28 protein-coding genes and 1 riboswitch are annotated in these 26888 nt (G+C 50.3%); of the genes, 14 read left to right on the top strand and 14 right to left on the bottom strand.

Annotated elements, in window-relative coordinates:
- Positions 1-74: 74 nt before the first annotated feature.
- The 7 genes from HVE01_RS01760 to HVE01_RS01730 all read left to right on the top strand — a co-directional run bounded on the left by HVE01_RS01760 (position 75) and on the right by HVE01_RS01730 (position 9448).
- Positions 75-1469 carry an SLC13 family permease gene (locus HVE01_RS01760; protein WP_125750403.1) on the top strand — a complete coding sequence of 465 codons (1395 nt, stop codon included), beginning with the start codon at positions 75-77 and terminating at the stop codon, positions 1467-1469.
- Between the two features lie 403 nt (positions 1470-1872).
- Positions 1873-2421, top strand: coding sequence for a P-loop NTPase family protein (locus tag HVE01_RS01755; RefSeq protein WP_125750406.1), 549 nt, complete (start codon positions 1873-1875; stop codon positions 2419-2421).
- Positions 2422-2629: 208 nt separating this feature from the next.
- Entirely contained in the window at positions 2630-3565 is a 936-nt protein-coding gene (locus HVE01_RS01750) for a glycerophosphodiester phosphodiesterase family protein (protein WP_146942047.1), read from the top strand.
- A gap of 682 nt (positions 3566-4247) precedes the next feature.
- On the top strand, positions 4248-4529 hold the full coding sequence (locus HVE01_RS01745; RefSeq protein ID WP_232060242.1) for a hypothetical protein: 282 nt from the start codon (positions 4248-4250) through the stop codon (positions 4527-4529).
- On the top strand, positions 4498-5733 hold the full coding sequence (locus HVE01_RS01740) for a hypothetical protein (RefSeq protein WP_198350368.1): 1236 nt from the start codon (positions 4498-4500) through the stop codon (positions 5731-5733). The genes HVE01_RS01745 and HVE01_RS01740 overlap by 32 nt, the downstream gene beginning before the upstream one ends.
- Positions 5734-5746: 13 nt before the next feature.
- Positions 5747-8617, top strand: coding sequence for a bifunctional diguanylate cyclase/phosphodiesterase (locus HVE01_RS01735; protein ID WP_146942045.1), 2871 nt, complete (start codon positions 5747-5749; stop codon positions 8615-8617).
- A gap of 27 nt (positions 8618-8644) precedes the next feature.
- A complete protein-coding gene (locus HVE01_RS01730; RefSeq protein ID WP_146942043.1) occupies positions 8645-9448 on the top strand; it encodes a PEP-CTERM/exosortase system-associated acyltransferase in 804 nt (267 codons plus the stop codon).
- Between the two features lie 31 nt (positions 9449-9479).
- Here HVE01_RS01730 and HVE01_RS01725 read toward each other — a convergent pair whose 3' ends face one another.
- Together HVE01_RS01725 and nfsA are read right to left on the bottom strand one after the other, a co-directional pair.
- The gene (locus tag HVE01_RS01725) at positions 9480-10109 is read right to left on the bottom strand and encodes a hypothetical protein (protein ID WP_146942041.1); all 630 of its coding nucleotides are present in this window, start codon (positions 10107-10109) and stop codon (positions 9480-9482) included.
- A 142-nt stretch (positions 10110-10251) separates the two neighbouring features.
- Positions 10252-10983 carry an oxygen-insensitive NADPH nitroreductase gene (gene nfsA, locus HVE01_RS01720; protein WP_125750422.1) on the bottom strand — a complete coding sequence of 244 codons (732 nt, stop codon included), beginning with the start codon at positions 10981-10983 and terminating at the stop codon, positions 10252-10254.
- Between the two features lie 167 nt (positions 10984-11150).
- Here nfsA and HVE01_RS01715 point away from each other — a divergent pair, with 167 nt between their 5' ends.
- Positions 11151-11918, top strand: coding sequence for a class I SAM-dependent methyltransferase (locus HVE01_RS01715; protein WP_146942039.1), 768 nt, complete (start codon positions 11151-11153; stop codon positions 11916-11918).
- A 178-nt stretch (positions 11919-12096) separates the two neighbouring features.
- Here HVE01_RS01715 and HVE01_RS01710 read toward each other — a convergent pair whose 3' ends face one another.
- Positions 12097-12522 (bottom strand): VOC family protein, encoded by a 426-nt coding sequence (locus HVE01_RS01710; RefSeq protein WP_146942037.1) that lies wholly within the window; start codon positions 12520-12522, stop codon positions 12097-12099.
- A gap of 182 nt (positions 12523-12704) precedes the next feature.
- Here HVE01_RS01710 and HVE01_RS01705 point away from each other — a divergent pair, with 182 nt between their 5' ends.
- Together HVE01_RS01705 and HVE01_RS01700 are read left to right on the top strand one after the other, a co-directional pair.
- Positions 12705-13577, top strand: coding sequence for a LysR family transcriptional regulator (locus HVE01_RS01705; protein WP_125750432.1), 873 nt, complete (start codon positions 12705-12707; stop codon positions 13575-13577).
- Between the two features lie 41 nt (positions 13578-13618).
- Positions 13619-13831 (top strand): DUF3820 family protein, encoded by a 213-nt coding sequence (locus tag HVE01_RS01700; protein ID WP_038477229.1) that lies wholly within the window; start codon positions 13619-13621, stop codon positions 13829-13831.
- Between the two features lie 46 nt (positions 13832-13877).
- Here HVE01_RS01700 and HVE01_RS01695 read toward each other — a convergent pair whose 3' ends face one another.
- Positions 13878-14228, bottom strand: a complete 351-nt coding sequence (locus tag HVE01_RS01695; RefSeq protein WP_146942035.1) for a hypothetical protein — start codon at positions 14226-14228, stop codon at positions 13878-13880.
- 199 nt (positions 14229-14427) lie between these two features.
- Here HVE01_RS01695 and HVE01_RS01690 point away from each other — a divergent pair, with 199 nt between their 5' ends.
- Positions 14428-15195 carry a DUF1499 domain-containing protein gene (locus HVE01_RS01690; RefSeq protein WP_146942033.1) on the top strand — a complete coding sequence of 256 codons (768 nt, stop codon included), beginning with the start codon at positions 14428-14430 and terminating at the stop codon, positions 15193-15195.
- A gap of 84 nt (positions 15196-15279) precedes the next feature.
- Here the strand turns inward: HVE01_RS01690 and HVE01_RS01685 are convergent, their stop codons facing one another.
- The 3 genes from HVE01_RS01685 to HVE01_RS01675 all read right to left on the bottom strand — a co-directional run bounded on the left by HVE01_RS01685 (position 15280) and on the right by HVE01_RS01675 (position 17123).
- A complete protein-coding gene (locus HVE01_RS01685) occupies positions 15280-15642 on the bottom strand; it encodes a ribbon-helix-helix domain-containing protein (protein WP_125750441.1) in 363 nt (120 codons plus the stop codon).
- Between the two features lie 156 nt (positions 15643-15798).
- Entirely contained in the window at positions 15799-16368 is a 570-nt protein-coding gene (locus HVE01_RS01680; protein WP_146942031.1) for a DJ-1/PfpI family protein, read from the bottom strand.
- A 143-nt stretch (positions 16369-16511) separates the two neighbouring features.
- The gene (locus HVE01_RS01675; protein WP_125750447.1) at positions 16512-17123 is read right to left on the bottom strand and encodes a flavin reductase family protein; all 612 of its coding nucleotides are present in this window, start codon (positions 17121-17123) and stop codon (positions 16512-16514) included.
- 206 nt (positions 17124-17329) lie between these two features.
- On the opposite strand from HVE01_RS01675, the gene arfB reads away from it, so the two are divergent.
- Both arfB and HVE01_RS01665 read left to right on the top strand, forming a co-directional pair.
- Positions 17330-17746 carry an alternative ribosome rescue aminoacyl-tRNA hydrolase ArfB gene (arfB, locus tag HVE01_RS01670; RefSeq protein WP_146942029.1) on the top strand — a complete coding sequence of 139 codons (417 nt, stop codon included), beginning with the start codon at positions 17330-17332 and terminating at the stop codon, positions 17744-17746.
- 100 nt (positions 17747-17846) lie between these two features.
- Complete coding sequence (locus tag HVE01_RS01665; protein ID WP_125750452.1) at positions 17847-18068, top strand: DUF1289 domain-containing protein; 222 nt, start codon at positions 17847-17849, stop codon at positions 18066-18068.
- On the opposite strand, the gene HVE01_RS01660 is transcribed toward HVE01_RS01665, so the two are convergent.
- The 6 genes from HVE01_RS01660 to HVE01_RS01635 form a co-directional block, all read right to left on the bottom strand.
- Positions 18065-19114: a proline racemase family protein gene (locus HVE01_RS01660; RefSeq protein WP_125750455.1), complete on the bottom strand. Its 1050-nt coding sequence runs from the start codon at positions 19112-19114 to the stop codon at positions 18065-18067. The two genes, HVE01_RS01665 and HVE01_RS01660, sit on opposite strands and share 4 nt — an antisense overlap.
- A gap of 11 nt (positions 19115-19125) precedes the next feature.
- On the bottom strand, positions 19126-20292 hold the full coding sequence (locus tag HVE01_RS01655; RefSeq protein WP_125750458.1) for a zinc-binding dehydrogenase: 1167 nt from the start codon (positions 20290-20292) through the stop codon (positions 19126-19128).
- Between the two features lie 132 nt (positions 20293-20424).
- Positions 20425-21003 (bottom strand): NnrU family protein, encoded by a 579-nt coding sequence (locus HVE01_RS01650; RefSeq protein WP_125750461.1) that lies wholly within the window; start codon positions 21001-21003, stop codon positions 20425-20427.
- Between the two features lie 116 nt (positions 21004-21119).
- Entirely contained in the window at positions 21120-22088 is a 969-nt protein-coding gene (locus HVE01_RS01645; RefSeq protein WP_125750464.1) for a magnesium transporter CorA family protein, read from the bottom strand.
- 34 nt (positions 22089-22122) lie between these two features.
- Positions 22123-23511, bottom strand: a complete 1389-nt coding sequence (locus HVE01_RS01640) for an SLC5/6 family protein (protein ID WP_125750467.1) — start codon at positions 23509-23511, stop codon at positions 22123-22125.
- Positions 23501-23608, bottom strand: a riboswitch (TPP riboswitch). Its footprint overlaps the gene before it by 11 nt.
- Positions 23609-23707: 99 nt before the next feature.
- Positions 23708-24289, bottom strand: coding sequence for a peroxidase-related enzyme (locus HVE01_RS01635; RefSeq protein ID WP_125750470.1), 582 nt, complete (start codon positions 24287-24289; stop codon positions 23708-23710).
- A 199-nt stretch (positions 24290-24488) separates the two neighbouring features.
- On the opposite strand from HVE01_RS01635, the gene HVE01_RS01630 reads away from it, so the two are divergent.
- Positions 24489-25184 carry a hypothetical protein gene (locus tag HVE01_RS01630; RefSeq protein WP_125750473.1) on the top strand — a complete coding sequence of 232 codons (696 nt, stop codon included), beginning with the start codon at positions 24489-24491 and terminating at the stop codon, positions 25182-25184.
- Between the two features lie 49 nt (positions 25185-25233).
- Here the strand turns inward: HVE01_RS01630 and HVE01_RS01625 are convergent, their stop codons facing one another.
- A complete protein-coding gene (locus HVE01_RS01625; protein ID WP_125750476.1) occupies positions 25234-26733 on the bottom strand; it encodes a CoA-acylating methylmalonate-semialdehyde dehydrogenase in 1500 nt (499 codons plus the stop codon).
- Between the last annotated feature and the right edge of the window lie 155 nt (positions 26734-26888).

Genomic DNA, 26888 nt, shown 5'->3' with positions numbered 1-26888 from the left:
CAGCATGCAAGCGCTATTGTAGGTCCAGCTGCGCGCACCGCGCAATTGAGTTCATCGCCACCAGGACCCCCTTCATGCTCCGTTCACTTCGCTTTTCCCACGCAATAACAGCAGCGGCTTTATTGGTGGCTTTGTTATTGGCATTTTTTCCCTTAACGGGCAATCCAGCGGCATTTTCTTACAGCGCTGGCATGGTACTGCTCACGCTGGTGCTGTGGAGTACCGGGATACTCCCCCCATTTCTGACTGGCCTGATCTTTTTCGCGCTGGTTAGTGTCTTTGGTCTGCTAGCGCCGGAGCAACTATTCGCCGGGTTTGGCTCAACAGCCGTGTGGATGGTTATTTCCGGGTTTGTAATTGGTTCTGCCATTACATCAAGCAAACTTGGCGATCGACTAGCGGCCGTATTGGCACCGCTTCTAACGGCAAGCTATCCACGGCTGATTGGGGGATTAGTGTTAACCGCCGTAGCATTAGGCTTTGTGATGCCCTCTTCAGCGGGTCGAGCAGTGGTATTGATTCCTATTGGTTTAGCATTGGCTGAACGAGTGGGCTTTGAGCCGGGCAGCGCTGGCCGGCTGGGCGTAGCAACCGCTCTTGCTGCCGCTTGTAACATGCCAAGTTTTGCGGTACTTCCATCCAACCTCCCTAATATGATTTTGGCAGGTGCAAGTGAAAGTCTATATGGCATTCATTTTGGCTATGCGGAGTATCTACTTCTGCACTTTCCTATTTTGGGAGTGCTAAAAGCGCTATTAATCGTAGCGCTGGTAATAGTGGTATTTCCAGCCCGTATTGACCCACAGTTTAAGCAAGCCGTCGCTGAAACCAAATTTTCCGGCGATGCGACACAGCAAAAAAAAGTGGCTGTCATACTCGGCATTACGTTGCTGTTTTGGGTAACCGATACGCTACACGGCGTGAACCCGGCGTGGGTAGGACTGATGGCAGCGGTGGTGCTAATGATGCCAAAAGTCGGTGTCATGGCCCCGAAATCATTCAATGGAGCGACAGATTTTGGCACCGTGGTATTTGTGGCCGCCGCGTTGGGGGTGGGAACACTGGTAAATGTTTCGGGGATTGGCAATGTAATGGGCAAAGAGTTTGGTCAACTGCTGGAGACGAGCAACAGTAGCCCCTTCTGGGACTTTATGTCGCTTTCATTGATGGCCACCTTGACTGGAGTAGTCGCCACCACACCCAATGTAGCGACCATACTAACTCCCATGGCCAGCGAATTCGCCGCTGCTTCAGAACTCCCACTTTCTACGGTGCTAATGACTCAAGTGGTAGGTTTTTCCACCGTCATCTTTCCTTATCAGGTGGCGCCCTTGATTATGGCCATGCAGCTATCTAAAGAGCCTCTGAGCCAATTGTTGAAAATCATCATTCCATTAGCGCTAATAACGATCTTACTATTGATGCCATTAGACTACCTTTGGTGGCAACTGTTGGGCTGGGTGGGTTAGAGGCACCCAGTAACGATTGCTCTAGCCCAACGAAGGAGCAATTGCCTCAAACAGTTTCTTCAAACAATTTCCTCAAACAATCTCATCGATTGAGCGCCTTCCATCCAGCAGCACATACTCCTGGCAGCACATACTCCTGGCAGCACATACTCCTGGTTAGTCATACCGGGAGTATGTGCCAACGACTAGCATCGTCGTCATTGCTCTTCTTGAATGGCCTCTTATCGGTAATTGCAGGCGTTTTTGAGTCATCCAACCTTTATAGAGCGACATCCTGAAAAAGCCGCTTAGCAGGTCCCAAATGTTGGTAACTCACTGTGAGCCTTTGAGTTTCTTTTCTCAAGTGCACTTGCCCGTGTTTAGAACACTCTTTAAACTACTGCGCCGCCCAGGAGATACCCCCATGAAAATCAATGTGGTCGGCACTAGTGGTAGTGGCAAAAGCACACTGGCAAAACAGCTCTCAGTAGCGCTGGATACGTCCTACATTCAGCTTGATCAGCTGTTTTGGCGCGCTAACTGGGAAGGCACACCCGACGATGTTTTTTTCGCTAAGCTGGAGGAGGCACTGTCAGTCTCCACCCAAGGGTGGGTATTGGATGGCAACTTTGATCGCACGCGGCCAATTAAGTGGCGCGATGTCGATATGGTGGTGTGGATCGATTTCCCCTTCTGGCGTGTCTTCAGCCAAGCCTGCTCACGAGCGATAAAGCGCATTATTAGCAAAGAAGAGATCTGGCCCGGCACAGGAAACCGCGAAAGCTTTCGCCAAACATTTTTAAGCCGTAATTCAGTATTGCTCTGGTCGCTTAAAACATGGCATCAAAACCGCAAACGTTACTTCGCCGATATGATTGATCCACGCTACGCCCATATTCAGTTTGTACGCTTAACGTCGCGTAAAGAAGCGCAGATACTCGTGGATAACCTCCACCGCAATGCCACTATCTAAACAATCTAAACTAGACGAGGCAGGTGTCTATACCTGCTCTGTGTGCATTATCTGTGCGTATTAACAGTGGCTTTCTGCAACTTATTTTATAAGCCGCCTAGCTGCGCTAAGCGACTTACCATAAAACCTTGGGAGGGTATGCTCAGTTTGGCATTTACGCTTACGGGCATGTAGGATAATTGAACAATTGTTCAATTAAGGGTTTTATATGCAACGTTATCCGTTGGTTACCGTGCTATCTCTGGGTCTTTTTGCTGGTGCTACTACGTCCACTGCACTCGCAGAGACAACGCCACTGGAGCAGCAGCTAAAGGATCTGGAGTCGTTCCAGGTAATCGCGCATCGCGGTGCCAGCGGACATGCACCGGAAAGCACCATGGCAGCTTATGAACTGGCCCATGAGTGGGGAGCTGATTACCTAGAAGTCGATGTTCAACTTAGCGCTGATGGTGAGTTAGTGGTATTCCATGATGATACCGTCGACCGCACCAGTGACGGCGAAGGTAGTATCAATGCTTACACGCTAGAAGAACTAAAGGCGCTTGATACCGGCACCTGGTTCAACGACGCCAATGCCGATAAGGCAGACTCGGCATTTGCAGGAGCGCAGATACTCACTCTGGAAGAGCTATTTGAGCGCTTTGGTCACGAGGCTCGTTACTACATTGAAACCAAGTCCCCTCTCTTAAACCCTGGTTTAGAAGAAGCCTTGGTGGAGGCACTTGAAGAGCACGACATGATTGAAAATGGTCGTGTGCTGGTGCAATCGTTTGAGCAGGGTAGCCTACTCAAACTACATGAGCTTAATAAACATATTCCCCTCATCCAGTTGGTTTGGTACTCACCCAGCGCAGAAGATAATGATCGTTTAGTAGAGTGGACAGGGGTTACTCCTGCGCCAGCAGATACCACTGACGAAGATTTTCAGGCTATTAAAGAGTACGCGGTGGGTATCGGCACAAATGTAACCTATAACGGCGAAGACGTTATTGATGCTGAGTTTATTAGCCAAGCTCAAGAAAACGGCCTTTCCGTTCACGTTTACACCATCAATGAAACTGATGAGATGGAGCGTTTGCGGGACTGGGGCGTCAACGGTTTGTTTACCGACTACACTGACCGGCTTCTGGAACTCGCGAACTAGCCCATCACTAGCTCGTCACTTTTACGCTCGGCTCTGGCCGGGCGTTTTAGTTGGTCGTGATGTAATCGCTCCCCTATTTCCCACCTTGATAGCAATTAGCCACAGCTTAACTATCGAGAAGTGGGTCTATTGAACGGGTGTATTTAGTGTTTCAAACACAGGCCTCGTGTGTCATCGTCAATCAACCTTGCGATGGGGCACTATCAGACGATATATACTTTAGTTTTATATAATTTTGTTGATTGTGATGTAGGTAAGATCAACAAAATTGATGTAGGGTTTAAAAACTGTGCAGTTTCGACTTACCGCTAGCGAGCCGAGGTCCAAAAATTTATCTGCCGTCACCCAAAATATTTATCAAACAATAGTTTGCCTCTAAAGGCTGAAGAGGAGTAAACGTCATCATTTCACACACGTATAGCATGCTGGCACAACTGGCATGCTGCATGGGTTGGGCGTTCAGCAAGCGATGGAAAAGACTCGCGCTATGCCGTCTCTTTGCTTGATACACACCGTTTGCCAACAAATCACACGGGGCCTTACTGGGTTAGCACTGGCTTTGCTTCTTGCCGGACAAACCCATGCACAGTCCGTTGATCAAGACGCAACCATACTTCTAGTAGCGCACCCAGCAGTAGCCACGCAATGGTTAAACCGTGATACAACACGGGCGATATTTGCTATGCGACAACGTACATGGCCGGACGGCGATGCCGTACAGGTATTCGTGTTGCCAAACCGAGATCCTGTCCATGCGCGTTTCACTAAAGAGCAGCTCGCCGTTTATCCACATCAGCTACAACTGGCATGGGATCGCATGGTGTTTTCTGGCATGGGGCAAGCGCCTAACCGCGTTGCTGATCAGTTCGAAATGCGTGAGAAGATTGCGAATACTCCTGGCGCGCTGGGATACCTTGAAAGGGAGTATCTGGATGAAAATGTCCAAGTTATTTCAATGGAATGAACATTTTTCCGTTACCCGCAGGCCCACTGCAGCCGTACTCACAAGCTTGCTAGCACTGCCTGTTTACTCGTCAGCCTGGGCAAACGACAACGTTCTCGACACTCTACAAGTGCATGGTTTCCTGAGCCAAGCGCTTATCATTACCAATGATAACGATTTCTTCGGTCGCAGCAGCGAGAATGCAGGAAGTTTGGAGTATACCGAAATAGGTGTTAACGCCTCTATCCGCCCTCACCGCAATGTGCTGGTGGCCGCTCAGGTACTTAGCCGTCGCGCCGGTGGTGAAACCAGCGATGCGGCCCCAACGCTAGATTATGGCGTAGTGGATTATCAGATGGTCTCCAACCAGCAACGTACGCTTGGCCTTCAGTTAGGTAGATTTAAAAATCCCTTCGGCCTGTATAACCAAACGCGTGACGTCGCTTTCACGCGCCCTAGCATCCTGTTGCCGCAATCAATCTATTTTGACCGCACTCGATCGTTGGGAATAGCTGGCGATGGCGCCAGTATTTATCATGAAGAGAGAACCCCGTCAGGCGTTTTTCGCTTTCAAGCAGGCGTTGGTAAAACACGTATAGAAGGTGATGTAGATCAAGCACTGGGGTTTAATCGTTTTCCAGGATCGTTACAAGCGGGCTCTTCTGCAATTGGCCAAATTCGCTATGAAGACAACAGCGGACACTTTCTAATGGCACTCAGCACCGCGAGTGCTAACGCTGACTATGAAGGCGCTCAAGCTCCACTAACTAATGGCAGCTTTCAGTTTCAGCCTTGGGTATTTTCATTGCAATACAATGACGAGCTGTGGAGCTTAACCTCTGAGTATGCACTGAGAACAATTGAACTAGATGGCTTTAATCCCGCCATCGATAATAAAAAAACCGGTGAAAGCTGGTATGTGCAATATACGCGCCGTATGGACAATGATTGGCAGTGGTTAATTCGCTTCGATCGTTTAGTAAACGACCGAAGTGACCGCTCAGGTACTCAATACGCACAAAGTGGTTTGGGCCCTGCCCATTCCCAATTTGCTGATGACGTTACCTTTGGCGTTCAGTGGACACCCAGACCTAACCTAATGTTGGCAGGTGAATATCATCATGTGGACGGTACTGGTTGGCTACCCTTACATAAAGATGCGGATGCGTCAGAAACAAGCCGACACTGGAATATGCTGCTCTTCCAGCTTTCACTGCGCTTTTAAGCGAGATATGTAGATGCCCACACGTTCGTTCTCCAAAGCGCGCTACCGGCTTAGTTTGACTTGGCGTGTTATCGCGCTGAGCAGTCTATTACTGCTCGCGCTTGTGGCACTCTTTATCTGGTTAGGTCAACACCAGCTCACTCAACAGTTAGAAAGTAGCCGGATAGAAAGCCATGAGCGGCAGCAGCGCGAGATCCGCTTAGCAATGCAGCGCTCAGCGGATAACTTACGCCAGTTGGCGGGTTTAACCGCTGCGGCGCCTGAGCTTGGAAGCGCACTACAAGAGAATAACCAGGACGAGCTAGCTAATGTGCTCAGAGCACAGTGGCCTTCTCTGCAATTAGAAGCGGGGATTGATGAAATCTTTGTTTTTAATACCCAAGGAGCAAGAGTGGGTTACTCAGGTGCCAGTGATCCGCCGGTTGATCTGCCCATTCAAGGCTGGATAAGCAGTGTACTAACCACAGAGTCCCCCATTACCACACTACGTTGCGCCGTAACATGCCAACAGTTTGCTGCGGTTCCTGTTCTTGTGGATGGCGCTAGCATCGGAATGGTAGTGCTATCGCGCTCACTTGCCGATGTTACGCGGCAAGCTAAAGAGGTCTCCAATAGCGAAATAGCGCTGATGGTGACCGGACGCATGACGGGTTCCCCTCCCGCCGAGGCGCTTTTACTGGCAGATTGGAACGGCCATATTCTAGCGCTGACAAACCGCGACCAGACGCTTTCGATACTTCAACGAGCATCTCAAGACGTCTTTCTGAATCAATTGGCTCATATGCCTTTCAGCCTTGAATACATGGGCCGGTATTTTGAATTAAGTGCCGTGTACATGGAGGAAGACGCCGACTGGCGCAGCACTGGGTACTTCCTACTTATTTCAGATATCACTTCTCAGATCGTCGCTATTCGTACAGCAACGAAAACACTACTTGTGGTGGGCTTGGTCGGCTGGTTAGCTGCCGAACTATTACTGTTGATTATCCTCTTGGGTCCCATGGCTCGGCTAAGGCGAGTCGCTGGTCTATTGCCCGCACTGGCAAACGGTGAATTTCGTCGTGTAAGGGATAAACTCCCATTACCAAGGCGGCATTTTTCTAATGAAATTGATAGGTTGGAAGATTCAACCCGGGAGCTTTCCCACCAGTTAGAAGCACTGGAACAGAGTGTCCAAGAGCATAGCGGACAGCTAGCCGAACGCGTAGATGAGCTAGCCAAAGAGCGTGATTTTGTAAATAGTCTGCTCAATACCGCACAAGTCTTTATTGTTGTTCAAAATAGTGCTGGGCGTATTCAACTGATTAATGGCTACACGCTAGAAAGGTTAGGGCTAAAAGACGCAGATATTATTGGGCGCCACTTCTCTGACATCTTTGATCACAATGCGTACCTGGCATCGCCCAGCAATACTGCGGATGAAGCCAACTGTAACAGTAATGCTCATGGCAGTACCGTGAATCGCCTCAGTACTTCCAGCCAGGAAGAAAAGACATTTCAAACTCAGGATAAACGCTCTTTTACCGTCGTTTGGTATCACGCTTTCTTGACGAACAGTAACAACCACAATGCTTCGAAGATATCCGTTGGGCTAGACATCACCGAGCGTAAGGCTGCTGAGGCGCGTTTAACGTGGCTTGCGGAACACGACCCATTAACGGAACTCTATAATCGCCGCTATTTCCAAGATGCTTTGAAGCGCACTATCGCTAATCAAGCCAAAGGCGCTGTATTACTACTAGACTTAAACCAGTTTAAAGAGATCAATGAACTGAGTGGCCACCATGTCGGCGACCGCCTATTACGAGAAGTTGCTGATACGCTGTTTTTAAATCTCAGTCAGCGAAGCATTATTGCCCGCCTCGGTGGTGATGAGTTTGCCCTACTGCTAGAAGATATTAGCAGCGAACAAGCAATTAATGTGGCTGAATACATTGCTCAATTGCTGGACGGCCTTAGCTTCTCAGCCGCAGGAAGAAAGCACCATGTTTCTGCCAGCATTGGTATCGCGCTGTTCCCTGTTAATGGGCAGACACCTGCTGACCTGTTAGCTAGCGCTGATATGGCCATGTACAAAGCAAAAGAGAGTGGCAATCAGCATTGGTACCTTCTCAAGCAGGCGGAAAATGCTAAAGATGAGCTTCAAGAACGCGTCTATTGGGTAGAGCGGCTGCACAAAGCACTAGAAAACGATGAATTTGAACTGTGGGCGCAGCCCATTGTGCGGCTGAAAGACCGCGATATTAAGCATTACGAAGTATTGCTTCGTATGCGCAATGACGATGGTAGCTTAGTCTCTCCGGCACAATTTATACCTGTTGCAGAGCAAAGCGGTTTAATTATTCAAGTTGACCGTTGGGTACTACGCCATAGCCTAGCTGCACTGGCGACGCTACAAAAAGAGGGCTTATCGTTGGCCGTCAATTTATCAGGCCAGTCTTTACATGATCTAGGTTTAAAACAGTTTCTGGCAGATCAATTAAAAACCTGTGGTGCTGACCCCCATCATCTCATTTTAGAAGTAACAGAGACGGCAGCTATTACAGATTTCTCAACAGCGCGCAACGTGCTGCAAGCCGTCAGGGATTTAGGTTGCCGAACAGCACTCGATGACTTCGGGATTGGATTTAGCAGCTTTCACTACCTTAGCCAGCTCCCGGTGGACTATATTAAAATTGATGGCTCATTTATTCGCAGCCTACTTATCGATACGGATAGCCACACGCTTGTCAAAGCAATTGCCGATATATCAAGAGGCTTCGGTAAGCAGACTATTGCGGAATTTGTAGACCAAGAAGCACTGGTACCTGTTCTGCTTTCTTATGGCATTCAGTATGGACAGGGCTATCATCTAGGGAAGCCTGAAAAAATTCGACTTCGGTAAGCAGCCGCACTCAGAAGGAAGCAACAGATGCTAGCAGGGAAAACCACCCAAGGAAGTGAGTTTGACGATAAAAGTAATCATAAGGGGATGATTGACAAATTTATCGACGAATATCATTTTTTTATTGCTAACACCGACGACCAAAAACGGCGCGCCTTCCGGCTACGGCACGATGTATTTTTAAAAGAATTCAACTACGAAATGCATGAAGATGAGGCGCATCTGTATGAGTCCGATGAGTACGATAATTACTCGGTTCATTGCCTTATAGAACATAAACGGAGTGGCATTCTTGCAGGATGCGTACGATTAGTCATGCCCTTTTCCGGTAACACACACCCTGCTGATCAGTTGCCTGTTCAAAACCAAGGGGAGCAGTTACTAAACCATGCGACATTAACGCCATTTAAGCTACCGCCTCTTGAAACGTGTGAAGTATCACGGTTAGCTATTTCTAAAAATTTCAGAACACGAAAATCTACCACTCCAGAAGAAGCCGCAGATAAAGAAGTTGTCTTATTTTCACAAGATGAGGCAAAGACGTTCTCACTTGTCGCCCTGGGTCTTTTTTTATGTACTTACTCTATCGTTGGTTTAACTAATCGCAGGCATGTTTTTGCAATGATGGAGCCTCGCCTTCCCCGTTTATTGGCGATATCAGGCTTTAAGTTTACCAAAGTAAGTGAGCCGATTGTGTATCACGGTACTCGCCATGCTTACTACATTGACTATCATGTGGCGAAAAAAGAGATGAGTGAGCGTCTGATTCCGTTATACGAACATATCGCAGAAACATTAAAGCCTCAGATCGCTCACACATTTATTTCTTAACGCATTTTTTAAATCTAGCTCGTTAAACGACTTAAGAAAGCGCTGTTTGCCGAAAATCCTGAACTGAAATGCTGGCGAATTTTTCCAAAAAAAACACCAGTGTTTCAGGGTACTGAAAGTAGCGCTCAAATGTCTCTTGCCCATTTTTGCCACGCCGCGTCACTTTGGCATGGTATTGGCTGCCTATTTTAGTAACGTTAACGCTATTTTCTTGTTCACCTTCGTAGTGAACAGCAGATAAAGGCGAAGCACTATCAAGCAATTTTGTAAGCTGCTTTGCAGCGTCAGCCTCTACAGGCGTTGCCCACAGCGGCTGATCACGTTCTCCATAGTGAAACAGCACTATGGTTAGCATCACTGAGAAGATACTGCTTGTCAGCATCCAGGTAAGTGCAATGTTGGAAACGGGAAAGATGAAGATCACCAGCATCTGACCTGCCGCCATAACAGCAAGTACCACGGCTAAGGGCTGCCACATGCGGGGGTTCATAAACCCACGTTTCAATACGTAGCCCCACAGCCCTATCACGGCAAGCCCTCCCAGCGTGAGGTGAGCCACCGCCAGCGGCGTCCCCCCACCAGAGAAAATGGCCACTAGCCCGATAAATGGAAACAGGCTGTAAAAAGCTGCTAGCAGGTAGTAAGCGCGCTGAAGATTCATCAATAGCTCCTTTTATTGTTATCGGCACTACTTTTGGCATGCAACCAGTATTGATGAACGCGATTATCGTGCAGCGCAAGAAACCTGCTCTTTTAAACGCCTTACCCCACGCTGATGACCTACTTCACACTCACTCCATTGGTTACTTCATTTCAAAACCACGCTTAACTAAAAAGTCACGCATGTGGGGACGCAGCTTTGAATCGAACAGCGGCGTTAGATTATGCGACCAATCAGTCGTTTTGTTGCCCGTGCTGCGGGTTTGGTAGTAAGCCTGCATAGTGCTGTCAAATGCCTCAACTTGCTCAATATCTTCACGGTAAGTATCTTCCTTGAGAATAGCCTCTACTGGTAGACGCGGCTTAACCTCAGGGTTATGAGCCGGATAGCCAAGGCACATACCAAACACCGGATAAACATGCTCAGGTAAGTGTAAAAGTTCGCTGATCGCCTGAGGATTATTGCGGATACCACCGATATAACAAATCCCAAGCCCTTCCGACTCGGCCGCCACTGCAACGTTTTGTGCCACTAGCGCAGTATCAACAGTGGCAACCAATAGCTGTTCTGTCATACCTCGTTCAACGTTGGCACCTGTCCGTTCAGATGCCTCTGTCGGGCGCTTCATATCCGCACAAAATACTAAAAACACCGCGCTACTGGCGACATAGCTTTGACCACCAGCGTATTCCGCAATTTTTTCGCGATTCGCTGAGTCGGTGACATTAATAATGGTGTAGGCTTGCACATGGCTTGATGTCGCTGCGGCCTGGCCCGCTTTGATGAGTTCTAACAGTAGCCCGCGCGAAATTTTCTGGTCGGTAAACTTACGGATAGAACGGTGAGCTTGAAGCAGTTTGATAACATCATTCATTTCGTCTCGCCTCTTAATACTTGATATAACGGATATGACAACTAAAGTGCCTTGGTTCCATGCATTTATTCCTGAGTTCAGGCTTAACGCATGCTATTGATAGCAAGCTATACTAAATGAAGCCACTGGGTCCCCCCTAAAATAAATAACGCCGCTAGGAAGCCGATATGTCGAACGCCCCTCTCACACCGCAAGGGCAGGAATGGAACGCCAGCCACTACGCGGAACACGCGAATTTTGTTCCCAAATTGGGAAGCGATGTAATGAAGCTTTTAGCACCACAGCCCGGACAGCGCATCCTGGATCTTGGCTGTGGTGATGGCGCGCTTACCGAGCGCATTATGCAATTAGGTGCCGATGTACTGGGTGTCGATGCCTCCGCAGAGATGGTCGCTGCCGCTCAACAGCGCGGGGTAACTGCGAGGGTTGTCGATGGACACCAGTTACCCTTTGACAAAGAGTTTGATGCGGTATTCAGCAACGCGGCGCTACACTGGATGCTGGACCCGCAAACGGTACTGGCTGGCGTAAAACGCGCACTAAAGCCCGGTGGGCGTTTTGTTGCAGAGTTTGGGGGGCATGGCAACGTGGCCGCTATTTGTACGGCGCTTATTGCCTCGCTTCAGTTTCGCGGCATTAGCTCACGCGGCCGCCATCCTTGGTACTTTCCCACCCCGGAAGAGTACACAAATCTACTGCAAACTGCGGGCTTTCATGTTGACTCTATCGAACTAATCCCTCGCCCTACACCACTACCCACGGGTATTGCTGGATGGCTCGAAACCTTTGCAAGCCCGTTTTTGCACGGCTTAGAGGAAGACCTGCAAGCCGCCATTATTGATAATACGATTAAACTGCTCTCTCACAGTCTTAGTGATGGGCAAGGCAACTGGACAGCCGACTACGTCAGACTGCGGGTTTCTGCCCACATGTGATAGTTTCGATAGCTAACAACGCTTCTGCAGTATTTTAAGCGGCTGCGCCTAACTAAGGCGCAGCCGCTTTTATTGCCCAAGAGCCGCGTGAACCAAGCAACGCAGCTAGTCGATTATCACAGCGCGCCTAACCATATTCGCTAACGCGGCCTTGTTGAGCGGTTTTCCTAGCGCACGTTTACTTGGCAAAAATCTGGCCCTGGTCTTTAAACGCTTTGAACTCCAGGGCGTTACCACAAGGATCGAGCAAGAACATAGTGGCTTGCTCACCGACTTCACCTTTAAAGCGAATGTATGGCGCAATCACGAAATCGGTATTGCGCGCTTTTAAGCGCTCGGCCAAGGCTTCCCACTCATCCCATTCTAGAATCACGCCAAAGTGCGGCACCGGCACGTTATGGCCATCAACCGGGTTAGTGTGAGCGCTCTGTTGGCCAGGTGTTTTCGGATGTTCGTGAATCACCAACTGGTGGCCGAAAAAGTTAAAGTCGACCCAATGGTCGCTCGAGCGCCCTTCTTCCAGGCCAAATACATCGTTATAAAACGTTCTGGCTAGGGCAACATCGTAAACAGGAATGGCGAGATGAAACGGGGAAAGACTCATGGTTATCTCCTGTTGCAGCGCTTTTGTTCGTTGCGTTATTGGCAAGGGGTAGCCGTATAACTTGGCTACTGTATAGCCATCCTAGGTCGCGCTATGTAAAAATAAAATCAATAGTTTTTTGATCCATTCACAAATATTTTTTATGAGTTTCCTTATGACAGCTCTTATAAAAGCAACAACGAATGATACGAGAACTTAAAACACTAGTCGCCGTGGCACAGTACGGTACATTTGCGGCAGCAGGCCTCCAAGTTGGTCTCACCCAAGCCGCGGTAAGTGCTCAAATGAAGCGCCTGGAAGAGACCCTGGGCATTGTGCTATTCGAACGTAGCGGCCGAACCGCGGTGCTTACCCAGCGGGGCGAAGAGACGTTGCTTCAGGCCCAAAGCTTGTTAGCGTTATACGCCACATTGGGCGTTTCACCGTCAGGCCAAGGGGCTGGTAGTCGTGTCACTATTGGCGCTATCGCCTCTATCCAGCGTACCGTCTTGCCGGATATTGTGGCGCGCTTTCATCAGCAGTTTGCCGAGTGTCGCACCCGCATTGTGCCGGGTCTTTCCATGGACCTAATGAACCAGGTAGATGCGGGTGAACTGGATATGGCTGTTATTATTCGGCCACCTTTTTCACTGCATAGCGATCTACGCTGGACGCCCCTTGCCCACGAGCCGTTTCGCTTGCTTGTCCCGCAGGAGTTAGCTGGTGATTGCTGGCGGACGCTGCTAACCCAACACCCGTTTGTTCGCTACGACCGCGCTTCTTTCGGTGGACGCCAGGTAGACCGTTTTTTAAGGGACAATCACTGCCAAGTTCACGATTTGTGTGAGCTGGACGAGCTTGAAGCCATTGTAAAGCTGGTGAGTAACGCCGTGGGTGTTGCCTTAGTGCCGCAGCCAATAGCGCTAAAGCGCTGGCCCCAAACAGTCCGCGCCATCTCGTTAGAAGCGCATACATTTCATCGCGATATTGGGTTAGTGCATCGCGCTACTGGCCATCTAAGCGAAGCTGCCCGCGGGTTTGCCCAGCTTCTGGCTGAATCATCACAGCAGCTCTAAACTGCCAACGTGCAACCGCCATTGATAAGGAGATGTAGCCCATGAACCCCGAAGACCTTGAGAAGCTGGTCACGCGTACTATGCCCTTTGGCAAATACGAAGGTTGGCTTATTGCCGATTTGCCCGGTCCCTATTTGAACTGGTTTGCTCGGGAAGGATTTCCAAAAGGAGAAATTGGCCAGCTGCTGCATTTAATGCATGAAATTGACCACAATGGGTTAAGCGACTTGCTCAACCCGCTGCGCAAAAATTGAGTTTTCGCAAAGCTAATTTCTCCTCAAAACTGTTTTCTGTTCAAAACTAAGAACGACACCATTCGTTAATGGCTTGCTCGCGTTCGGCATAGTAAAACGCTTCTTGCTGGGAAGGCGCTGAGGGAAAACGTCCTAATTCCACGGCAAGCTCAAAAAAACCTGCCGCTGGAAGCCCTTGGCCACTTCGGCTAATCACCAGCGTTGCAATAAAAGGCTTTGCTGCGGCGGCGTCTTCTCTCATTAGCTGTTCAAGTGCCTGTGCGATCCGTTGAATAGTCTTAGGTGGCGAAAGGCCTAGCGCATTCGCCGCTTGCTGATAGGTCATTGGTAAAGCACTGCTCGGCGTCGCCGCCAGTAACTCTCGCAAGGGGGGTGCTAATGCAGTCGCTAATGTCATGCTTTCTTTAGCCTCTCAAATTGTCAAAACTCATATCGTCAAAGCTGACGTCCATTTGCGTCACAGCAAATACTTGCGTTACTGCTAACAGCAGCATAGTAGGATGGCTGGTCTTAACCTACTCGTCTAACAAAGACAGATGATCTCGCGCAATCTATGCTAAGTGAGTCAATATCGTATTCAAAATGAGGGAATAACTATGGCAAAGGAGCGCTCAGCACGTTCACGTAGAGGAGGAGTGTTGCCAACGCTGCTGGCTTGGCTGGGTGTCATTGCACTGCTAGCATCGGCGCTGTTAATGGTCGGTGCGGGGCCCGCTTATCGCTGGGAGTTGATTAGCCTGGGCGACGCCTTCAACCTGATGCGCAACGGTGTCTATGCAGCAACCGCAGCCGTGGCAATCAGCATCTTGCTACTGCTTATCAGCGCCTTTACCCGTCGCATGGGCGCTGGCGTAGTCGCTATTTTCGTCATTGTTGCAACCGCTGCCTTGTTATATATGCCGTGGCAGCAATGGCAGCGTGCACAGCAAGCACCGCCCATTCATGATATTACCACCGACACCCAAAACCCACCCGGCTTTGTTGCGCTAAGAGATGCCCGCGAGGCAGCGCCAAATGCCGTTGATTACCCAGGCGAAGCCACCGCGCGACAGCAACAAAATGCTTATCCAAATGTGCGGCCTTTACAAGCCACAGCGCCTAAAGCGACCGTTCTTGCGGCAGTTCAGGCAGAAGTAGAAGCGTCCGGCTGGCAGATCGCTGCGATAACAGAGAACACTATCGAAGCAACCGCCACGACCCATTGGTTTGGCTTTGAAGATGACGTCATTATTCGTCTCTCTGAGCAACAAAACAGCGTGCAGGTGGATATGCGTTCAGCATCCCGCCTGGGAGCTAGCGATGTCGGCACCAACGCGCTGCGTATCGAGACCTTCCTGGATAACCTGGCTAAGCGGCTAGAATGACGGCCTTATCTGAAGCGGCTTGCATCTATTGATCGATTTAACAAAAGAGAGTCAATTTCAGCGCACTTCTTTCAATAATTTCTTTCAGTGCATTTGGTTAGTACGCGCGGCAGCTTCTCTGCTCAGAATTTGCTGCGCATCCAACGAGCCAATCGCCACGTCTACATTTTTTGGAATATCACCGCTAAGCTGTAGCGCTTGGTAACGTAGCGCGCAGACACGCAAAAATGAGGTGAAATTACCTAGATCGTGGCCGGCGTCAATTGACTCGTGATAAAGCCGCGTAATCAGTTGGGCCGTGTTCATCCCATCGCGTTGGGCCATCTCTTCCAGCAGGTGCCAGAAGTAGTTCTCCATACGAACGCTGGTCACCATGCCATCAATGCGCAGCGAGTGTGTGGCGCTACGCCATAGCTCCGGGTCGGCATCAATAAACAGCTTGCACATCGTTACGCCCTCTCCGCTATCAAACTCTACTATTAAGCTACTAGGCAAGATCTGCTATAGCGTAAATTCTGCTCTTTAGCATAGTGGTTAACAGGCAACGCGCCCAACCGTATTGAGTTCGATACCGCTGGGCGCAAAAGGGGTAGCCTATCAGTACTACTTAGCCAAGAGCGCCATAAACTGGGCAAGCCATGCAGGGTGTGCGGGCCATGCGGGTGCAGTGACCAAGTTGCCATCCGTCACGGCTTCCGTGACTTCCAGGTTTGCGAAGTGGCCACCGGCAAGTTCCACTTCTGGCTGGCAAGCCGGATAGGCGGAACACTGCTTGCCTTCTAGCACCTTAGCGGCAGCCAGTAACTGGGCGCCATGACAGATAGCAGCAACCGGCTTCTGGGTTTCAAAGAAGTGTTTCACCATCGCCAGTACTTGCTGGTTTAAGCGCAGGTATTCCGGTGCACGGCCACCAGGAATCACTAAGGCGTCGTAGTCAGCCGGGTTAATGTTGGCAAAATCAGCGTTCAGAGCGAAACGATGGCCGGGCTTTTCAGTATACGTTTGATCACCTTCAAAATCGTGAATAGCCGTTGCCACGGTATCACCGGCGACCTTGTCGGGACATACCGCGTCGACTTGATGGCCAACCGCCATCAGTGCTTGGAAAGGCACCATCGTTTCATAATCTTCAGTGAAATCGCCGGTAATCATTAAAATTCGTTTGTTGCTCATCTCACTTCTCCTTGTCGTTATTGGCCGAGGCACAGAGCACACGAATGGTGTGTTAAATGAGAGTAGCAAGCGCAGCTTCGCAGCGGGTAGTAAGCCACTACTACATCGACTCACGACAAGGCTTATGACATCGGTTAGCTAGATTATGCAGGCCGCTCAAGAGCAAACCGGTCACTGATGCGTACATAATCACTGCCGGCCAGGCGCCCTACTGGCTTTAGCATGTCCATGTTGATATGCCGACCATCCCATATTGCATCATCAATATGCATAGCGACAATCTCAGCAAGCACTAACGATCCCGCTAATGGCTGATCGCCGAAACGAATTAAGTCGCGCAGCTTGCAACCAAAGGCGACCGGGGCACCTGCGATACGTGGCACGCTGATTCCCGGCATTTCAGCCTTCTCTAGGCCCGCTAATAAGAACTCGTCTTGCTCGGGAGGAACACTCGCACTGGTCGTGTTGAGCGCTTCTATCAAGGTTTCATTGCCTATATGCACGACGCATTCAGCTAGTTCGGTTAAATTGCGCAGCGTATCTTTGGGCCGCCCACTGCCATCAAGCAACGGTGAAAAAGCCAGGATGGGGGGATTAACGCTGGCTACGTTAAAAAAAGAGAACGGTGCAAGGTTTGTATTGCCGTCCTTATCTTGAGTTGACACCCATGCAATTGGCCTGGGACAGACACTGCCTGACAGCAAACGGTAGATAACACCAGCACTCAAAGGTTGTTCATCGAGTAAGTAATCCATGGGTATTCCTATGGCAGTGGTTATAAAGAGTAGCAAGCTACTTTAAAGTTGCGCCCCTGGCTGGGCAACCCAACCAGCCCCGTAAGGTAGCCAATGAGCATAGTACTCGTGAGGACATGCCAACACCTGCCTTAACCCGCCCCACGTCGGCTGTTTAGCACTAAGTATGCTAGCCTTACGGGCTACACGCGACATAAAGGAACTGGATGCTCACTATCTCAAACAACGTGACGCTAGCGGACTGGGAAATTGATATTAGTCAGATCAGAGCGCAAGGCTCGGGTGGCCAAAACGTCAACAAAGTCGCCTCTGCAGTGCATTTACGTTTTGATATTCAACGCTCTACGCTACCGCCGATTTACAAAGAGCGATTAATGGCGCTGTCTGATCAACGCATCAGTAAAGAGGGCGTGGTGATTATCAAAGCGCAAAGTTACCGCACCCTGGAACTGAACAAAGAGGACGCTCTTGCACGCTTAAAGGCACTGATTCAAAGCGCGGGCAGGCAGCAGAAAGTGCGGCGGCCAACGAAGCCCACTAAGGGTTCACAGCGACGCCGTGTGGACCACAAAACGCGTAAAGGCAAAACGAAGTCGCTGCGTGGTAAAGTGCCACTCTCATAAGGCGTGAACTGAATGTATGCTATGCGCCGCATAAGAGATAAGCAGAATAAGTATGCTCGCCTAGCACCGTTTTCTCACCACTGCATTGAGCTTAGCCATCATGTCCAGCGACTCATCCCCTACACGTTGCGTTCCCCGTCCGCTGTCGCCCTGTATTCAGGTATGCAACATTGATCCAGCCTCTTCACTGTGCCAAGGCTGCGGCCGAACGCTAGATGAAATCGCCTGTTGGGGAAGTATGACCGAGGCCGAGAAGACCCCGGTATGGGAGCGACTTGAGCAAACAGGCTATGTCGACACATTACGCCAGGAAGAGCACTAGCTCTCTGGTGTATGTCGGTCACTCAGAATATGATGCAGTTCGCCACACGCCACCATCGGATCGTCGCAGTTAATCACAACCTTTGATTCTGCCAACACATAGCTACGGCCTGTGGTGGTATTTTCCACCACCTGATAAGCGCCTTCTTGATGCGTGCCGGTGAAAGTGCCAATAAACCCCGTTTCGCGTAGTGACACGGTTTCTAACTTATCACCGACTGCCAGCCGACCTTCATAATTCATCAGCGCCAACCGCGCAGAGGTGCCTGTGCCGGTGGTGCTACGGCAAATAACACCGGGATGTACATAGGTTGTTGAACGCGAGCGAATATAGCCTTCCGCCACTTTCTCTTCCGGCCCCATAAAATGCAAAAACGGCAGTGGCCCTACATCTCCCAGGGTGTAATGAGAATAGCCACGCTGCGCTTGGATCGCCTCAACAATTTTATAAGCACAAGCGGCAAGCGCCTGCTCTTCACTGCGTACTAGCTTGAAGCCCAACTCCTCGGCATCTACCAAGGCATAAAAGCCACCGCTGTAAGCGACTGAGTAGGTCACTGTCCCTAGTTCAGGAACTTGAATCGTGTCGCGATAGGTGTCGATATAGCTTGGTAGGCCTTCACAGGTAACAGACTCCACCACGCCATTGGACACCTTCGCTTCAATTTGCACTAAGCCTGCGGGTGCTTCTAGTTTAAAGCGTTGAATTCCTTCCCGCTTGGGCACCAATCCACTTTCCAACACCGCAGTGGCGGTACACAGCGTGTTAGAGCCCGAGTAAATTGGGTACCCCATGACTTCCATAATGATATAGCCCGCGACGGCCTCCGGGTGCGAGGGAGGCACCAACAGATCTACCGACATCTCAGGAATACCATACGGCTCTTCTAGCAACAGCCGTCGCAAACCATCGGCATCATCACGCAGAAACTCCATTTGCTGGCGTACTGTGGCACCAGGAAGCACGCCGATACCTCCCGTCACAATACGGCTAACATCACCACCGGCATGGGTATCCATCAGCTGAATCGTATGCAGATTCTTCATTAGCACTACTCCTAGGCGGTAGTGAGGGCAAACGGCGCACCATGGGTTTCCCACTGCGCATCAGGAACAATAACTATTTTTCCCAAGTAGTTACTGCCACGATTTACAAAGTAGCGTTCAGCGTTATGTAGATCTGAGAGTTTAAAGGCCCCATGTAGTACTGGCTTCAGCGCACCACTGCGAATCCACTCAATCAGTTGCTCAGCCTCTTCGCGAGTGCCATGGGAAACACCGAAAATCTGCACTTGGTACAAGTAGACGCGAGTCCACATAATCTCGCTGATATTGCCACCACTGGCGCCTGCAATGGAAAGCCGCGGATAACTGTTACGACCTTGCATATCAACTATCATGGTATCGATAAACAGATCGGTCATCTGCCCACCGACCAAGTCCATCACTGCATCAATCGGCTTACCATCAGTGGTCGCCAATACACGCTCAACAAACGTCGACAAATCACCTCGATCAATGACGGCTTCGGCACCCAACGCTAACAGCGCATCGGCCTTATCCGGCTGACTGACAGCGTAAGGAATAGCGCCCACAATGCGGCAAAGCTGAATTAACGCCGTTCCAACACCACCACTGGCGCCGGTCACTAACACACGTTCACCCGCGCTAACATTGGCAGACGTCATCATGTGATAAGCCGTCTGATACGAGCACATCCCCATCGCAGCAAGCTCTGCATCGCGCAGTTCAGGGTTGGGAACATGGTGAAACTGATCGGCTGGTACGGCGACAAAGTCAGCATAGCCACCATCAGCCCCATGGCCGTAATAGTCTGGCGTCAGATTGATATCGCGGCGCTCATCAGCGTAAATATTGAAATCGAGCAGGCCTCGTTCTCCAATACGAGCAGCATCCACCCCCTCGCCTACAGCCACCACACGTCCAGCAATATCAGCCCCTTGAATACGAGGGAACGTCAGCGTGGGCGATCCCCCCATCGCAAACGAGGTCACTTCCTCTTTGCCTTTCGTAGGGTAAAGACCTTCACGCGCTTTCCGGTCGGTATTATTTTTGGCTGTTGCGGTTACTTGAACCAGCACTTGTCCCACCCCTGGTTTAGGGGTAGTGACATCCTGCCGATACTGCAATTTATCTACGTCGCCATGGCCTGTTAACAACATGGCAGACATCATTTTCGGTACTTGATGTGCAGCTTCGGCCATAAATTTCTCCCTTATGACATGTTGGATGAACCTAGCTGACAATAGCAAACTTTTGCCACCGCTTAATAGTCATAATACAAACGGCGCCAACGAGCATAACCCATTGACGCCATTAATATTTATTAATAATCACTAACTAAAGACAGGTACACCAATAACTAACACATGCAGGTAAAGCGCGAACAAAACATAGGCTATTAAACCAATCACAACGGTGGCTATTGTTGCGGGAGTCGAGGTGGGTACTGGATTAGTGGGATGCAGGCGATCACGCTTTTTGGCTGCCTTAAAGGCCAGAATAGCCCACACCAAAAATGCCGCAAAAAAGACAATATCGCCAAGCCGTCCATTGGCCAGCAAGTGTGAAAATGCCCAAACTTTTACGGCCAACGCCATCGGATGACCAAGCTTCGCTTTGATAGCATTACGCGGTACATAGGCTGCCACCAGCATAATAAAGGCAGGCACCATCAGCAGTGCTACCGCATGGCGTAACCCCGTGGGGGGAAGCCAAACGTAGATAGGATCTAGCCGCGTTTGGCCAAAACCGTAAATAGCAATCGCCAGTCCAACTGCCGACACTACGGAGTAGGCAATCTTCCAGGTATTTTCGCCGTAGTTAACAATTTGTCGCTGACGCCAGTCTTCAGCAAAGATACGCACAGAATGGCTGCCAAGAAAAATCAGCAGGCCAATAATCATGATGGTCATAAAAGTGGCTCTCAGGTTATTTGCAGGTCATTGGTCGACTGCGAGGATGCCACACTAGCGCTCAAACCACATGGCGAACTATCAATTTTTCGCCGATGGCGAGCAGCTATTTAAGTTTAGAACCAGTTTTTGCGTTTAAATAGCCAGATTAAACTACCCCCGACACCCAGCATGGCTCCCCAGACAAAAAAGTATCCGTACTGATAGCGCAGCTCGGGCATGTACTCAAAGTTCATGCCGTAAATACCGGCAATAAACGTCAGTGGCACAAATATGGCAGTAATCACCGTTAATAAGCGCATGGTGATATTTAACTGGTGAGAGGAAATCGAAATATAACCATCAACGAGATCGCCGCAAATGTCATAGTACATTTGTGTCAGTGTATATAGGCGTTCAAAGCGCTCTTCTACGTCAGTAATAGCATGCAGTGTTTCACTTTCTCCACGGGGCAAATGAGCATAGTCATAGGCAGTAAGCTCTTGGGTAATGCCTTTGTGGTAGCTAAAAATACGGCGCATCTTTACCAATCGTGAACGGTAGGTGGTGATTTTCCGCATCAGCACATCATTACCAGCCTCCAAAAGCTCATCTTCTATGTCGCTTAGCTCGCTTTCAAATTCCAACAGGCTATCGATGTAGAAACCCGCCGAGGTGTACATAACTTTGAGTGCAACACGCTCAGGAGATAACGCCAGCAGCGTTTTGCCGTGCTCATTAAAGAGCCGTTCAATACTAAGCGCTTCACCAGCGTGCAGCGTGATTAGAAAACGCTCCCCAATAAAGAAGCATACCTGCTGAGGCACAAAGTTTAGCTGAGCATCAAACGATGAAATACCTCGGTAAATAATCAGGGTATGATGCTCAAACTCTTCAATTTTCGGTGGATGACGCTCTTTGTGGGCATCTTGAATTGCCATTGGATGACAATCAAAACCTTCCAATAGCTGACGTTCACACTCCTCTGACTCACCTTTCATGTCTATCCATAGGTGGCTGCCGGGTATTGTTTGCCAGTCATCGATGAGGCGTTCATCGCCTTCGCGCACGTCACCTTCTGGCGTCGTTAGTAGGCTGCGAATCATGATCGTCCCTGTTAATTGAGCTCACGGCTTAACGTTACGGCCTAGCGCTTCGTCGCTTAGGCAGGTAGGCCAGTGTAATGCTGACGACTATAGACGCCAGCAACGCCCCTAGAAAAGGCCCTAACGTTGGGATACTGCCTGGAAAGGTAGCCGCCATTATGCCAGCCGAAATACTTCCCTGGCTTAGCCACCCCGGTAGTATTGCCCCAACTAATCCAGCCATGCCGCCACCAATCGCCGCAACTGGCGTCATTCGCTGCCACAGGCCAAGCAGCACAGGCACCACAATGGCAGCGCAAAGCAAGTCTGCTATCAAGAAGAGCCGTAGAACCGACAATCCCTGCAGGGCAATAACTATCACCGGCACCATCAGTGCGACCGTTATCCAACGCGCGGTCGTTAAAGATGCTGCATGTCGCTCACCGCCACGCCCTACTATCAGCGACGCTATACCGTTTTGTAGCGTATCGACACTTGAGGTCACTAACGTGACGGCCAACACCAATGCAGGTAACGCCATCCAGGCAGGCGCATCGGTTAACAGCGCAAAGAAAGGAATAGGGGGTTCGCCCAAAGCAACACCGCTCATCGCGGCCATGATGCCGACACCGCCAATCACCATCACAACCAACACGGTCAGACCGCCACCTAGCCAAGCACCGCGACCTAAGCTCTGATCGTCCCGGGCAGCCCAGACACGCTGCCAATAACCTTGGTGAAAAAGATTGGCGGCGGTCACCGCAATCACAAGCGTCAGGGCAACACTCAACGCGCTTGCGATAGGAATCGAGGGCATGACTGCATCGCTTGGCATAGTGGGTAATCGCCAAATCGCCACACTACCTACGGCTAATAATAGGGCTAGCAAAAGCCAAGCCTGCCAGCGATCCGTTGCGAGACTTGCACGCAGTCCACCAATCACCGTATACACCAAAGTAGTGAGTGCAACGCCAATAATCACTAGTGCAGGCGGCACATCGGAAAGCAGTGCGGTAATAGCACCTATCGCGGTTAGCTCCGCTGCTAAAAAACAGCCCATGTAGGCTACGGACACCAGTAGCACCCAATGACGCACACCTTTGCCGTAACACGCGTGGGCGAATTCGGCGATGCTTCTGCCTTCTGGCAATGCACGGCGAATTTTTGGCCCGTACAACCCCAACACAATAAACGGCAGTGCAGAGCCCAGGGCATACCCTGCCAACGCTAACGGTCCCACAAAGGCACCAATTTCAGGCGGCGCAAACAGGATCCAGGCGCCCATTCCCGAGGCTAAAAAGGAGAATCCAAGTGTGGAAGCGGTTTGCGAGTTTCGTGCCGTGACATAGTCATCAAGCGACCCCTGCACATGACGTGCACGCAGGCCCAGCAAGGCAAAACAGAATAGCGCCGCACCAAGTACGGCTGACGTTAGGTAAGGCATGTCGCACTTCCTCCGCCGGTATGAACCGGATCAGGTTCCAGGGTCTGCGCAGTGCGCATTCTCAGCCCAACAGCTGTGGGCTCCCCTGGCGACAGTGAATGGAGACGCTATCCTCGGTGAAAGCGGCTCGTTAGTAAAGGCTGGGCGTTAGTAAAATCTATCCGAGAGTCACGCCTAGATGTGTGTATTTAGCCTGCTAACGCGGCAGGCGTCCCATCAAATAAAACTCCTCATTGGGCGGCGTCCCCGCCATGGTCACTAATCGATTCGACATGCCGAAAAAAGCAGCAATGGCGCCAATATCCCAACAGTCCTCTAGCGTAAAACCTACTTTCTCTAAGGTTGTTTGCCACGTGGCAGAGAACTCCCCAACCTCAATCCCGCAGTGCAGTGCAAAATCCAGCATGACACGATGGCGTTCGCTTAGCCCTGCCGTCAGATGATTGATAGCGACATTGTCAGCGACTAAGGGATCTTTACTATAAATTCTCAATAGCGCGCCATGGGCAACAACACAGTAGAGACAACGATTGCGAGCACTGGTAGCCACAACAATCATCTCTTTCTCAGCTTTAGTCAGCGTGTCGGATTCACGCTCCATCAAAGCATCGTGATAAGCAAAAAAAGCGCGAAACTCTGCAGGGCGATGCGCCAGCATTAAGAACACATTGGGCACAAATCCCGCCTTGCTTTGCACTTCTAATATTGCATCCCGAATATCGTCAGGTAGTTCATCCAGCGTTTCTGGTACACGGAAACGGCTAAGTCGATCAGTCATCGCTACACCTCACTTGCTGTTTTAGCTTTAAATTTTTGTTTTGCTTAAACAATTATGTTGTTAGATAACGCGATACGGTAACAAAACACTAAACAAAGTGACTTTCAATCGCGGCTAACGCTGTCCATACTCTCAACTATTCAATGGCCTATAAGCCGTGCAGAAAATGCATCAAACGGCAATTAACAGGAACACCAAAATGCATTATTCCGAAGCCAAAGAGCATACGCCTGGGCGCTTGCATACTCTTTTTGCCGACCCTTATTGCGCGTTTAAAAACAACACCGATGAGCGTCAGCTGCATATCCGGATAATGCTACATACCCTTCTTGCACTGCCTATGCATCACGCGCGTGCCACGCTCCGGGTTATCCATGGCTGGGAAAACGGCGGCTTCGAGCCAAGTGACCTAAAGCACAAAGACTTCCCGCTTGCCTCTTTAGATGATTTCCACCGAGTGGTTAACGAGATCCCTCCTAACCCTCAAGAACACGAGACGTCATTAAGCGCTAGCACGCCGCTCCTCTCAACACCACTGGCGAGCGTATTCGCTAACGCAGCAGCCGATGGCATCATCGTTTCTGACGCGCTGCGCAGCACACCTGCCCGCTGGCCTACTTTGAAAGGCGGTTTAGCCATTTATACGCTCTTCAAAATGTATCATCGCTTAGTTTATGGCGAAGATGACAACTACCGCTGCTCTCAGTGTGAAACGCCCGATGGCCTGCATGAGCTACATGAGTTTCATCTTGAAGAAGGCGAATTTGCACTGTTAGTTCCTCACAGCACAACAGCGCAAATGACCACTCCCACCATTCTCGTTATGCACGCCAGTCAGCTTGGCCCTATCGGCCAACTTTTAAAAAGAAGCCTGCCGTTATTTCAGATCACATAAGTTGAAACGGTCAAAGCCCCGCTTAGCGCGGGGCTTCTCCATGGTGCAATTAGCTCAACGAAATAGTGCTATTAATGCCGCTAGATACATTTTCTGGTTCGAACCAGCGGGCAGTGACCGTTTTGGTCTGCGTCCAGAAGGTAATTGCCTGCTTGCCGTTCGGCCCCAAGTCACCAAGCTTGGAAGCTCGCGAACCCGTAAAGCTGAAGTACGCGACGGGCACAGGAATCGGCACATTGATCCCAATCTGGCCGACATCGATATCCGTTTCAAAGCGCCGTGCTACCCAGCCTGAGTTGGTAAATATCGACGTACCGTTGCCGTTAGGGTTAGCGTTGATAAACGCAATCGCGTCATCCAGCGTCTCCACATTGACCACACATAGTACTGGTCCAAAAATTTCTTCCCGGTACACCGTCATATCAGCGGTCACATCGGCAAACAGAGTTGGGCCAACAAAGTTGCCGTTTGGATAGCCCTCTACCGTGCAACCACGGCCGTCTATTAGCAGTTTAGCGCCCTCTTTTTCACCCGCTGTAATCAAGCGCTCAACGCGCTCTTTCGCTTGTGGTGAGACAAGCGGCCCTAAGTCGGCATCGCGCTGGGTGCCTGGGCCAACTTTCATGCTGCGTGCGCCTTCCTCAATATCTTTCAGCCACTCTCGCGCTTCACCTACCAGCACCACTACAGAGTTAGCCATGCAGCGCTGGCCAGCGGCACCAAACGCCGAGCCAAGTAGGCTATCAATCGCTTGGCTACGGTTAGCATCCGGCATAACAACGCAGTGGTTTTTAGCTCCCATCATCGACTGCATACGCTTTCCAGCGGCGGCGGCACGGTCGTAAAGCAAGGAGCCCACATGGGTCGAGCCGATAAACGAGAGTGCTTTAATATCCTGGTGGTCGGCGATTTGGTTGGCCACATCAGGGCCGCCATGAACTACGTTTAAAACGCCAGCCGGGACGCCCGCTTCATGGGCGAGCTCAACCAGCCGCATGGTGGAACTAGGATCCTGCTCGGACGGTTTCAGGACAAAGGTATTACCCGTTGCGATGGCAAGCGGGAACATAAAACAGGGCAACATAATCGGGAAGTTGAAGGCGGTAATACCTGCGCCAACGCCCAGCGGCTGGTGCATGGTATAAACATCAACTTCATTAGCGGCATTTTCCGCTAACTCACCTAGCTGCAGCGAGGTAATTGAACAAGCGTGCTCAACGACTTCTAAACCACGCCCTACTTCACCTTCAGCGTCAGGCAAGGTTTTACCGTGCTCTTCGGTGATTAGCGCGGCTAATTCAGCCGTATTTTCGCGTATCAGTGCCTGAAGTTTCAGCATGATGCGCATGCGCTTGCCAAGCGGCACTTTACGCCACCCTTTAAAAGCTGTTTTAGCGCTGGCAATCGCGCGTTCTACCTCTTCGGCAGTACAAAATGGCACCCTGGCAACCACTTCCTGAGTGGCCGGGTTAACCACATCACGCCAATCCTGGCTTTGTGACATGACTGGCTGGCCATCGATATACATAGGGATTTCACGAACGGACATGACTACCTTCCTCAACGTTGTGTTTGTTATGAGACGCAAAGATGAACCCTAGGGTATATCAGCAAGTTGACGTAAACGTCAATTAGCCACTTGATAAAGAACAGGGCAATTTGGTGCCAAGCAGGCAGCCTGGGACTGATACTCCACCATTAAAC

The organism is Vreelandella venusta (genome assembly GCF_007989605.1).
Lineage (GTDB): Bacteria > Pseudomonadota > Gammaproteobacteria > Pseudomonadales > Halomonadaceae > Vreelandella > Vreelandella venusta.
The sequence above is the reverse complement of the archived record's forward strand: the minus strand, read 5'-3'. Positions and strand labels throughout refer to the sequence as shown.

Bases quoted from the DNA above. Each gene is read 5' to 3' on its own strand.
- HVE01_RS01760 (WP_125750403.1), top strand. From the start codon at position 75: ATGCTCCGTTCACTTCGCTTTTCCCACGCAATAACAGCAGCGGCTTTA.
- HVE01_RS01755 (WP_125750406.1), top strand. From the start codon at position 1,873: ATGAAAATCAATGTGGTCGGCACTAGTGGTAGTGGCAAAAGCACACTG.
- HVE01_RS01750 (WP_146942047.1), top strand. From the start codon at position 2,630: ATGCAACGTTATCCGTTGGTTACCGTGCTATCTCTGGGTCTTTTTGCT.
- HVE01_RS01745 (WP_232060242.1), top strand. From the start codon at position 4,248: ATGCGACAACGTACATGGCCGGACGGCGATGCCGTACAGGTATTCGTG.
- HVE01_RS01740 (WP_198350368.1), top strand. From the start codon at position 4,498: ATGAAAATGTCCAAGTTATTTCAATGGAATGAACATTTTTCCGTTACC.
- HVE01_RS01735 (WP_146942045.1), top strand. From the start codon at position 5,747: ATGCCCACACGTTCGTTCTCCAAAGCGCGCTACCGGCTTAGTTTGACT.
- HVE01_RS01730 (WP_146942043.1), top strand. From the start codon at position 8,645: ATGCTAGCAGGGAAAACCACCCAAGGAAGTGAGTTTGACGATAAAAGT.
- HVE01_RS01725 (WP_146942041.1), bottom strand. From the start codon at position 10,109: ATGAATCTTCAGCGCGCTTACTACCTGCTAGCAGCTTTTTACAGCCTG.
- nfsA (WP_125750422.1), bottom strand. From the start codon at position 10,983: ATGAATGATGTTATCAAACTGCTTCAAGCTCACCGTTCTATCCGTAAG.
- HVE01_RS01715 (WP_146942039.1), top strand. From the start codon at position 11,151: ATGTCGAACGCCCCTCTCACACCGCAAGGGCAGGAATGGAACGCCAGC.
- HVE01_RS01710 (WP_146942037.1), bottom strand. From the start codon at position 12,522: ATGAGTCTTTCCCCGTTTCATCTCGCCATTCCTGTTTACGATGTTGCC.
- HVE01_RS01705 (WP_125750432.1), top strand. From the start codon at position 12,705: ATGATACGAGAACTTAAAACACTAGTCGCCGTGGCACAGTACGGTACA.
- HVE01_RS01700 (WP_038477229.1), top strand. From the start codon at position 13,619: ATGAACCCCGAAGACCTTGAGAAGCTGGTCACGCGTACTATGCCCTTT.
- HVE01_RS01695 (WP_146942035.1), bottom strand. From the start codon at position 14,228: ATGACATTAGCGACTGCATTAGCACCCCCCTTGCGAGAGTTACTGGCG.
- HVE01_RS01690 (WP_146942033.1), top strand. From the start codon at position 14,428: ATGGCAAAGGAGCGCTCAGCACGTTCACGTAGAGGAGGAGTGTTGCCA.
- HVE01_RS01685 (WP_125750441.1), bottom strand. From the start codon at position 15,642: ATGTGCAAGCTGTTTATTGATGCCGACCCGGAGCTATGGCGTAGCGCC.
- HVE01_RS01680 (WP_146942031.1), bottom strand. From the start codon at position 16,368: ATGAGCAACAAACGAATTTTAATGATTACCGGCGATTTCACTGAAGAT.
- HVE01_RS01675 (WP_125750447.1), bottom strand. From the start codon at position 17,123: ATGGATTACTTACTCGATGAACAACCTTTGAGTGCTGGTGTTATCTAC.
- arfB (WP_146942029.1), top strand. From the start codon at position 17,330: ATGCTCACTATCTCAAACAACGTGACGCTAGCGGACTGGGAAATTGAT.
- HVE01_RS01665 (WP_125750452.1), top strand. From the start codon at position 17,847: ATGTCCAGCGACTCATCCCCTACACGTTGCGTTCCCCGTCCGCTGTCG.
- HVE01_RS01660 (WP_125750455.1), bottom strand. From the start codon at position 19,114: ATGAAGAATCTGCATACGATTCAGCTGATGGATACCCATGCCGGTGGT.
- HVE01_RS01655 (WP_125750458.1), bottom strand. From the start codon at position 20,292: ATGGCCGAAGCTGCACATCAAGTACCGAAAATGATGTCTGCCATGTTG.
- HVE01_RS01650 (WP_125750461.1), bottom strand. From the start codon at position 21,003: ATGACCATCATGATTATTGGCCTGCTGATTTTTCTTGGCAGCCATTCT.
- HVE01_RS01645 (WP_125750464.1), bottom strand. From the start codon at position 22,088: ATGATTCGCAGCCTACTAACGACGCCAGAAGGTGACGTGCGCGAAGGC.
- HVE01_RS01640 (WP_125750467.1), bottom strand. From the start codon at position 23,511: ATGCCTTACCTAACGTCAGCCGTACTTGGTGCGGCGCTATTCTGTTTT.
- HVE01_RS01635 (WP_125750470.1), bottom strand. From the start codon at position 24,289: ATGACTGATCGACTTAGCCGTTTCCGTGTACCAGAAACGCTGGATGAA.
- HVE01_RS01630 (WP_125750473.1), top strand. From the start codon at position 24,489: ATGCATTATTCCGAAGCCAAAGAGCATACGCCTGGGCGCTTGCATACT.
- HVE01_RS01625 (WP_125750476.1), bottom strand. From the start codon at position 26,733: ATGTCCGTTCGTGAAATCCCTATGTATATCGATGGCCAGCCAGTCATG.